At 42.9% G+C, this 7,603-nt stretch carries 12 protein-coding genes; all 12 read left to right on the top strand.

All coding sequences use genetic code 11. The features are described 5' to 3' along the window. A partial coding sequence (locus PF479_RS11475; protein ID WP_298006523.1) for a recombinase RecT occupies positions 1-560 on the top strand: 560 nt, incomplete at its 5' end. Positions 561-627: 67 nt separating this feature from the next. Further along, on the top strand, positions 628-1,617 hold the full coding sequence (locus PF479_RS11470; RefSeq protein ID WP_298006520.1) for a hypothetical protein: 990 nt from the start codon (positions 628-630) through the stop codon (positions 1,615-1,617). A gap of 38 nt (positions 1,618-1,655) precedes the next feature. Next, entirely contained in the window at positions 1,656-2,027 is a 372-nt protein-coding gene (locus PF479_RS11465) for a hypothetical protein (RefSeq protein ID WP_298006516.1), read from the top strand. After that, positions 2,017-2,298: a hypothetical protein gene (locus PF479_RS11460; protein ID WP_298006513.1), complete on the top strand. Its 282-nt coding sequence runs from the start codon at positions 2,017-2,019 to the stop codon at positions 2,296-2,298. The genes PF479_RS11465 and PF479_RS11460 overlap by 11 nt, the downstream gene beginning before the upstream one ends. A 68-nt stretch (positions 2,299-2,366) precedes the next feature. Further along, positions 2,367-3,416: a DNA cytosine methyltransferase gene (locus PF479_RS11455; protein ID WP_298006510.1), complete on the top strand. Its 1,050-nt coding sequence runs from the start codon at positions 2,367-2,369 to the stop codon at positions 3,414-3,416. Next, positions 3,407-3,589, top strand: a complete 183-nt coding sequence (locus PF479_RS11450) for a hypothetical protein (protein WP_298006507.1) — start codon at positions 3,407-3,409, stop codon at positions 3,587-3,589. Before PF479_RS11455 ends, PF479_RS11450 begins: the two co-directional genes overlap by 10 nt. A 29-nt stretch (positions 3,590-3,618) precedes the next feature. Continuing rightward, the gene (locus PF479_RS11445; protein ID WP_298006504.1) at positions 3,619-4,062 is read left to right on the top strand and encodes a hypothetical protein; all 444 of its coding nucleotides are present in this window, start codon (positions 3,619-3,621) and stop codon (positions 4,060-4,062) included. Next, positions 4,059-5,420 carry a DEAD/DEAH box helicase gene (locus PF479_RS11440; protein ID WP_298006501.1) on the top strand — a complete coding sequence of 454 codons (1,362 nt, stop codon included), beginning with the start codon at positions 4,059-4,061 and terminating at the stop codon, positions 5,418-5,420. Before PF479_RS11445 ends, PF479_RS11440 begins: the two co-directional genes overlap by 4 nt. 11 nt (positions 5,421-5,431) lie before the next feature. Further along, the gene (locus PF479_RS11435; RefSeq protein ID WP_298006498.1) at positions 5,432-6,439 is read left to right on the top strand and encodes a DNA methyltransferase; all 1,008 of its coding nucleotides are present in this window, start codon (positions 5,432-5,434) and stop codon (positions 6,437-6,439) included. A gap of 72 nt (positions 6,440-6,511) precedes the next feature. Then, entirely contained in the window at positions 6,512-6,673 is a 162-nt protein-coding gene (locus PF479_RS11430; RefSeq protein WP_298006496.1) for a helix-turn-helix transcriptional regulator, read from the top strand. Between the two features lie 2 nt (positions 6,674-6,675). Then, on the top strand, positions 6,676-7,359 hold the full coding sequence (locus PF479_RS11425; protein ID WP_298006493.1) for a DUF1376 domain-containing protein: 684 nt from the start codon (positions 6,676-6,678) through the stop codon (positions 7,357-7,359). Continuing rightward, a partial coding sequence (locus PF479_RS11420) for a hypothetical protein (RefSeq protein WP_298006491.1) occupies positions 7,349-7,603 on the top strand: 255 nt, incomplete at its 3' end. The genes PF479_RS11425 and PF479_RS11420, both read left to right, overlap by 11 nt.

Here is a 7,603-nt window from a genome sequence, read left to right as displayed (position 1 = left end):
GCTTAATGGGCGCATTGATGACGGCGGCTCAGCTTGGATTGGAACCCAATACACCGCTCGGCCAGGCTTATCTGATCCCGTACGGCTCAGAGGTTCAATTTCAGCTCGGGTACAAAGGTCTCTTGGATCTTGCCTACAGATCAAAGCAGTACAAGCGAATAAATGCCCGTGTGGTGGACAAAGCCGATGAGTTCGCCTATGAGTACGGACTTGATGAAAGACTGCACCACAAGCCGTCAGCGAAGCCTACTGGTGAATCTGTCTATTACTATGCAGTCTATGAACTGGACAACGGCGGGAAATCATTTGTTGTATGGTCAAAAGAGAAAGTAACGAAGCACGCAGAGAAATTCAGCAAGTCCTTCAATCAGTCATCAAGCCCATGGAAAGGACACTTTGACGCCATGGCCTGTAAGACAGTCCTCCTTGATCTTCTGAAGTCAGCACCGAAGAGCACCGAAGCAGCCCAGGCCGTGGCAAGTGATAACATGACAGTCAGAATGGACATGGCAGATCCGGAACATCATTTGGATGTCGATGGAGACTTTGAAGCGGTTTAATCTTCCTATCAGGAGGTGATCATCTTGGCTTCCCCGGTGGAATAGTAACCGGATATAGGAGAAATAAATGAACGAATTGACAATTACAACAGAATTAAAAGACCTGACCCCCGAGAAATCAGCACAGATAAAAGCAGTATTTTTCCCGATGGTAAAGATGCTGGAAAGATTTGAAGAGAAATATAATCAGGTTGTCGCCATGGACCCGGGTGAAGAGACATCCAAAATTGCTAAGCGTCTTCGCCTGGACATTGGAAAGATCCGGACAGAGGCAGACAAGGCCAGAAAAAAAGAAAAAGATAAATATCTCAGAGCAGGGAATGCGATCCAGGGAGTTTACAACGTTTTAAAAGACGCAGTAACCGACAAAGAGGAAAAGCTCAAGGAAATCGAGACTCACTATGAGCGGATCGAGGCTGAACGGATCAGGGTCCTGCAGGAAGAAAGACAGGAAATCCTTTATCAATACAACCCTGACCATCCTTTTATTGACCTGGGATCAATGCCTTCTGAGGTCTGGAACAATTTCATCCTCGGAACAAAAGCCGCCTATGACGCAAAGCTCGAAGCCGAACGCAAAGCAGAAGCCGACCGACTCGCCGCAATCGAAGCCGAACGGATTGAGAACGAACGGATACGCCTTGAAAATGAACAGCTCCGAAAGGAGGCTGAAGAGAGGGAAGCCCTCAGAGCCAAAGAGGAAGCGGCCCGGATCAAAAAAGAGAAAGCCACACAGGAAAAGATTGACGCTGAAAACAAGGCTCATGATGAAGCTCTCCGAAAAGAACGGGAAGCCCGGGAGAAGCTCGAAGCCGAAGCCAGTTTTAAAAGAGCTGAAGAGGACGAGAGATTGAGAGCAGAGGAAGCCCGGAAGGCTAAAGAGGAATCCGACCAGCGGGAATCAGCAAGAAAGGCCGCCAATGCTCCGGACAAAGAGAAGCTGGAAACGATTGCTCGGAATCTTATGGACAAAGTGAATATGTTTTCATCAGACGAGGCAATATGGGCAATTGAAAAGGCTTCTGAAATACTGAAAGACGCAGCTTACAATCTATAATAATACGGCCCTGGAAACGGGGCCAATCAGGAGCAACAATGGACATACTGAACAGAATGAGCGTAATAAGACTTATGGAAAAGAAAGAGAAGGTTCTCCCAATCGATGATATCCGGCATTGTCCGAAAGGATTAAGAATCCTGGACGGTGCAGGGAAAGAGGCAAGCCGGGCAAGCGGTCCCAAAAAGTACACTAAAAAGAATAATTATACCGTCAAGAAGATCATTGTTTTCAGATATGGAATGCATGTTATTTCAGAGCCGGTGACAATCTCAGAAGCAGCCAGGGTCCTTTACATTCCAATCAATACAATTTCATGCACTTTGCAAAGGAACAGAACAGGGAAGCAGGGGACCACTAGGGACGGCTATTCCTTTGAAATAGTATCGGAGAAAGTCCGTGGTAAATGAGATTCAACGGCAGATCTACGGATTGATGCCGGAAGCGGTTGCCATTGTTTCCATCTGTGCGCTCGTGGTGGTGGTGTGGAACGTTTCCCGGTGGATAACTATCCATCACTACCTAAAGCATCATATGGAGTCCATGGTAGCCTCTGAGATGAAAGAGAAGGAATCATATATAGAGATGATGGAAGAGGAAAACGAAAAGATGTTGAAAGAGCTGAAGAGCAGCCGGATAAAATTAAAGATCATCCGGAATGCAATGATTGATAATGAATGAAAGTTTCTCTTGACAAGAAGTGATAGTGGAAGTACATTTGTAAGTGAAGAACTATAAAAGAGGGGTTTATGAATGAGTTGGCATTATTTGCAGGGATCGGAGGCGGGATACTCGGGGGCCATTTGCTCGGATGGAAAACCGTGGCGGCCTGTGAAATCGAAGATTACCCACGAGAAACACTACTACGCAGACAGCTTGACGGAATCTTACCTAAATTCCCTATCTGGGACGATATCAACACGCTCGATGGGAAGCAATTCAGAGGGAAAATTGACATCGTTAGCGGTGGATTTCCTTGTCAGGACATATCAGCAGCCGGGAAAGGTGCTGGAATCGATGGCGTTAGATCTGGCCTCTGGAAACAAATGCACAGGATCATTGACGAAGTACGACCACGATTCGCATTCATGGAAAACAGCCCATTACTCACTTCTAGGGGACTTGGAACCGTACTCGGAGACTTGGCCGAAATCGGGTACGATGCTGAATGGTGTGTGCTGGGAGCGGACGATATCGGAGCGCCCCACAGACGGAAAAGAATCTGGATATTGGGCTACCCCGTCAAAACGGGATTGGAAAGATTCCCCCGGGATGAGTACGACAGGGACGAACCCGGACGGATCAAAGAGGAAAAGATTGGATCAGCTTGCCCGGGAAGTATACAATGGTGGGACTCAGACCCGGCAGAGTTGGCCTTCACCGGATGCGAACATGGGGAAACGGGGAACACAGCCGGAATGGAAACCGATCCGGGACAGCGGGCATACGGCTCAATACACAATCAATCAGGCAGTCAGGGACGCATCAAATGGTGGGACAAAGACCCGGCAGACGTATCCGACACCGACAGTCTCGGACAGGTTCAATGCGAACCCAGGGCACGACAACGACCGGGGATACTTGCGGATGGAAGTTCACCCCCCGGAAGCAAAAAAGATGACAGCATCAGAAGTCAATCAAAAGAATGGTCAATTAAACCCGTCATGGGTAGAGTGGCTCATGGGCTGGTGTCCAGAGTGGACCGCCTTAAAGCCATTGGAAATGGACAAGTTCCAGGAGTGGCTGCAATCGCATTTTTGATATTACAGAGAAGGATACAGGAGGAACTATGGAAATAACAAGAAAAGAGCTTCAGGACTTATACCAGCAGAATACGACAAAATACGCCTGTGATTATTTGGGCGTAAGTATTCACACGCTATTGAGTTACCTGAAAGATGCGGAGATCCCTTTGAAAGGCAAGGGCGGCGGCATATCAAAGCTCGGAGAGAAAAAGGTAAAGGTGAAATGATGAAAGATAACGGCGGAAGCGCATTCCCTATGCAAACAGTAGATTTTGGAAATGGAAACGAAGACCCTCAACCATTTGGAATGGGAGGCATGACACTCCGTGATTATTTTGCAGGACAGGCGATGAATGGCGGTTTGTCTTCTGAAGACGGACATCATGGATGTATTTATATGGATACAGAAGAGATGACAAGGGAGGATTTTATTGCAAAAGAGGCTTACAAGGTTGCCGATGCAATGATCAAGGAGCGGAACAAAGGAGCGCAACAAATGAGCGCAACAACAGAAAACCTGAATGCCAGGACAGACCGGGATCAATGGATTTCAACAGACAAGGCTCTCCCGGTAGTAAATGGAGAGTGTAGGGCCTTGATAGTATTCTGCGGTGAGATCTGGGTCCATTTTCATAACGGCTCTTTTTACTGGCAGAATGGGGAAGAGATAGCGACTGGACTTGTGAGGTGGTGGAAATGATTGACTATCAGGAATTTTTAAGATCAAAAGCGCAACTATGTGGAAACTTTGGATTTGACCCGGTTTCCATGCCTGATAGAATGTTTGATTTTCAGAAGCATATTACAGAATGGGGAATCAAAAAAGGCCGGGCTGCTATTTATGCAGATACAGGACTTGGTAAAACTCTAATGCAATTGGTAATAGCTGAAAACATTGTCAGGCATACAAATGGGAATGTTCTAATATTGACGCCGCTTGCCGTTGCTTTCCAGTTCTTAAAAGAAGCAAAGACAATTGATATTGATATCGATCATTCAAGAGATGGAAAGCTGAAAAGTAAAATCACAGTAACGAATTATGAAAGGTTGCATCATTTCAATACTGAGGACTTCCAGGGCGTTATACTTGATGAGAGTTCAATCCTGAAAAACTTTGACGGTGCTTTCAAAACACAAATAACAGAGTTTATGAGAAAGATAAAATACAGGTATTTATCAACAGCAACGCCTTCACCGAATGATTTTATTGAACTTGGAACATCTTCAGAAGCCCTGGGGTATCTTGGATATATGGATATGTTAAGCCGGTATTTCTCAAATAAAGAGAATACTTCAAAGCCTCAGGATATTGGTACAAAGTGGGATCTTAAACCACATGCGAAAGATGCATTTTTCCAGTGGGTGAACAGTTGGTCAATGTCTATCAAGAATCCTTCAGACCTTGGATTTTCAGATGAACGGTATATTTTGCCTGAGTTAATTAAAAATTATCATACTGTCAGCAATCTTGATCCTCTTGTAATAAATGGTCAAAAAGAAATGTTCAACATTACAGCAAAGACGATGACAGAGGTTCGGGCAGAGCAGAAAGCAACAATACCGCAGCGTTGCGAAAAGGCGGCAGAGCTATCCGCCGGGAAAACATCTGTATACTGGACCAACTTTAACAAGGAAAGCGAACTGTTGAACATACTGGACAAAGAGGCGGTAGAAATTAAAGGATCAATGAATATGGACAAGAAAGAAGAAATCTTGATGAACTTTGCAGAGGGTGAAATAAAGAGAATTATCACAAAGCCAAAGATGACATCGTTCGGCCTGAACTGGCAGCATTGCAATCATACTGTATTGTTTCCAACTTGGAGCTATGAACAATTTTACCAGGCGATAAGGAGGTTTTGGAGGTTTGGGCAATTGAATCCGGTTACTGTTGATTTGGTATATTCTGATGGTCAGAAAAGAGTACTTGAAACATTGGAGATGAAAACGCAGAAATCTATTGAACTTCAGAAACGATTGAATGAGAATTTGCATGGGTTTGTTGAACCTAAAATTAAATTGAAAAGTGGCAATATTAGAATGCCTAATTTTATATAAGGATGGAACTAATGGAAAATATAATAAAAGACAATTACGCTCTTTATAACGATGACTGCATGAATGTAATATCAGAAATGGGAGACGATTCAATTGACCTATCCGTTTACTCGCCACCCTTCGCAGGTTTGTATAAATACTCATCATCAGAGAATGACTTTTCAAACAATGTAACAAAAGAGGGATTTCTTGATCAGTATGAGTATTTGATAAAAGAGATTGCCAGGGTAACAAAGCCTGGACGAATAACGGCAGTACATTGTCAGGATGTTTTGGGCAGCGTTGTCACTCATGACCTCTGGGATCTTCCTCATGAGATTATAGAACTTCACAAGAAATATGGATTTCAGTATAAAAACAGAATCACGATATGGAAAGAGCCGTTAAAGGTCAGGATGAGAACTATGGTCCAGAGCTTAATGCACAAGATGATCGTAGAAGATTCTACAAAATGCTTTACAGCTATGCCGGATTATGTCCTAATATTCTCAAAGAAAGGAGAAAACAAGGTTCCTGTTGTTCATCCTAACGGATTAAAAGAATATCACGGAGAAATACCAATACTGCCTAATATTCTGAGAGCTTTTAATAATGCAAATGAATCGAATTTTAATGAGGTTGAAATGTGGGAATATCTGAATAAAAAGTTTTATGACAAGGCAGATCCTAAGTCAAATAAATTGAGTCATTACATCTGGCAGCGGTACGCCTCAAGTATTTGGGATGATATCAGAATTGACAATGTTTTACCATTCAAAGACAGCAAGGACCCAGACGATGAGAAGCACGTGCATCCTCTTCAGTTGGACGTTATCGAGAGATTGGTAGAATTATACTCGAACAAAGATGAGGTAGTTTTTACGCCTTTTATGGGAGTTGGATCCGAGGTTTACGGGGCAGTCATTAACGGCAGAAAAGGAATAGGCGTTGAGCTGAAAGAGTCATATTTCAAACAGGCAATTATGAACCTTCAGGACGTAAAGAGAGAAACTGACAAACAATCAGTATTGGATTTCTAAAATATTCAACAGCCATGGTTGAAATATTGACTATATTTATTATTAGTAGTAGTACTATATAGAGGGGTAATTATGACGGCTGAAGAGTTAAGGAAAATAAGGAAAGGCTCCGGGTTGAGTCAGTGGCAGCTTGCTCTAAAGCTCGGAATGTCACAAGGAACTATAACCAACTGGGAGAGAGGATACAGGGAAATTCCAGACGATCAGGCAGAGAAAATAAAATTACTGAGGTAGTCATGAAAACAGATATTTGGATGCCTTTGTATGTGAATGACTATCTTGCTGATACTCTCCATTTATCAGCAGAAGAGAACGGAGCATATTTGCTTATGATGATGCATTACTGGAAAAAAGGAAGTTTAGGGAATGACGTTGAAAGAATAGCAAATATAGCAAGAATTACAAAGGAAAAAGCACAGAATATACTTGATGAATTCTTCATAAATGATGGTGAAAAATACATCCATAACAGGATAGATAGAGAGCTTGAAAACGCTAATTCAAGAAGGGAATCAGCAAGGGAAAATGGCAAAAAAGGGGGAAGACCAAAGAACCCACAGATAACCCATAGGTTAATTGAGGGTAAACCCACAGATAACCCAAAGGGTAACCCACAGAAAAGCTCTTCACCTTCACCTTCACCTTCATATACATCTTTACAAGAAGAAGAGAATAATAATGATGGTAAAAATAAAGTATTTAAAAAACCAACAGTTCAGCAAATTTCAGACTATTGCAAAGAGAGAAAAAATACTGTCAATCCAGAACAGTTCTTTGATCACTATGAGTCTAAAGGCTGGGTAGTTGGAAAGAGCAAAATGAAAGACTGGAAATCATCTGTCAGAACCTGGGAGAGAAACAATTTCCAGAAAGAGGCAAAACAGGACAATTTCAAAGGGGAGGTTAATTTTGAATTCTGAAAAAGATGAAATACTAAAAGTAATAATCAATATGGCAGAACAAAAAAGAGATGATCAACCTGAATCATGGGATGAAGTTCAAGAAAGAAATTATCAGGATTCATTGAAAAGAAGAACTGACAACGCTCTTGCTCAGATCCCTATCAGGTTTCGGGAAGTCGGCCCGGTTCAGGAAAACATGAAAGAGGCCATCTGTTCAATTATTTGGGGAGGCTTTGGGACCGGTAAAACATGGGCGGCTTAT

Origin of the sequence: Oceanispirochaeta sp. (genome assembly GCF_027859075.1) — a bacterium.
Classification (GTDB): domain Bacteria; phylum Spirochaetota; class Spirochaetia; order DSM-2461; family DSM-2461; genus Oceanispirochaeta.
The sequence above is the reverse complement of the archived record's forward strand: the minus strand, read 5'-3'. Positions and strand labels throughout refer to the sequence as shown.

Coding starts and splice junctions, on each gene's coding strand:
- PF479_RS11470 (WP_298006520.1), top strand. CDS start 628: ATGAACGAATTGACAATTACAACAGAATTAAAAGACCTGACCCCCGAG.
- PF479_RS11465 (WP_298006516.1), top strand. CDS start 1,656: ATGGACATACTGAACAGAATGAGCGTAATAAGACTTATGGAAAAGAAA.
- PF479_RS11455 (WP_298006510.1), top strand. CDS start 2,367: ATGAATGAGTTGGCATTATTTGCAGGGATCGGAGGCGGGATACTCGGG.
- PF479_RS11450 (WP_298006507.1), top strand. CDS start 3,407: ATGGAAATAACAAGAAAAGAGCTTCAGGACTTATACCAGCAGAATACG.
- PF479_RS11445 (WP_298006504.1), top strand. CDS start 3,619: ATGCAAACAGTAGATTTTGGAAATGGAAACGAAGACCCTCAACCATTT.
- PF479_RS11440 (WP_298006501.1), top strand. CDS start 4,059: ATGATTGACTATCAGGAATTTTTAAGATCAAAAGCGCAACTATGTGGA.
- PF479_RS11435 (WP_298006498.1), top strand. CDS start 5,432: ATGGAAAATATAATAAAAGACAATTACGCTCTTTATAACGATGACTGC.
- PF479_RS11430 (WP_298006496.1), top strand. CDS start 6,512: ATGACGGCTGAAGAGTTAAGGAAAATAAGGAAAGGCTCCGGGTTGAGT.
- PF479_RS11425 (WP_298006493.1), top strand. CDS start 6,676: ATGAAAACAGATATTTGGATGCCTTTGTATGTGAATGACTATCTTGCT.